This window comes from Streptomyces microflavus (genome assembly GCF_014650075.1).
Taxonomy (GTDB): Bacteria; Actinomycetota; Actinomycetes; order Streptomycetales; family Streptomycetaceae; genus Streptomyces; species Streptomyces microflavus.
This window is the reverse complement of record NZ_BMUG01000045.1, coordinates 1-596: the sequence shown is the minus strand read 5'-3', so window position 1 is coordinate 596 and position 596 is coordinate 1. Positions and strand designations below refer to the sequence as shown.

General features: G+C 72.5%; 1 protein-coding gene. It reads left to right on the top strand.

Annotation, left to right across the window (positions count from 1 at the left end):
* The first annotated feature begins 88 nt into the window (after positions 1-88).
* Positions 89-589, top strand: a complete 501-nt coding sequence (locus tag IE264_RS38885; RefSeq protein ID WP_189820555.1) for an RNA-binding protein — start codon at positions 89-91, stop codon at positions 587-589.
* The last annotated feature ends 7 nt before the right edge of the window (positions 590-596 follow it).

Genomic DNA, 596 nt, shown 5'->3' with positions numbered 1-596 from the left:
CAGGGGTTGGCTTCTCCTCCCCACTCAGTCCTCGGTTCCCGGCCCGGTTCGGTTCGTTAGGGTTTAGTAGTGGGGAAGAGGAGGAAGAATGGCGGACGTCGAGTACCGCTGCTTCGTCGGCGGCCTCGCCTGGGCCACCGACGACCAGTCCCTCCAGAACGCCTTCTCCAAGTACGGCGACGTCATCGACTCCAAGATCATCACTGACAGGGAGACGGGCCGTTCCCGCGGGTTCGGGTTCGTCACCTTCGCGTCGGACGAGGCGATGCGCCAGGCGATCGAGGCCATGAACGGCCAGGACCTGGACGGCCGCAACATCACCGTCAACGAGGCCCAGTCCCGCCGCTCCGGCGGAGGCGGCGGCGGCTTCGGCGGCGGCGGCGGCGGCGGCGGCTACGGCGGCCAGCGTCGTGAAGGAGGAGGCGGCGGCGGCTACGGCGGCGGCGGCGGTGGCTACGGAGGTGGCCGCAGCGGCGGCGGCGGTGGCTACGGCAGCCGTGAGGGCGGCGGCGGCTACGGCAGCGGCGGCGGCGGCGGCGGCTACGGCGGCAGCCGCGGCGGCTCCGGCGGCGGCAACTGGAGGGAGTGAATGGTGG

What these genes read in the sequence shown, in the direction of transcription:
- IE264_RS38885 (WP_189820555.1), top strand. Translation starts at nt 89, where the DNA reads ATGGCGGACGTCGAGTACCGCTGCTTCGTCGGCGGCCTCGCCTGGGCC.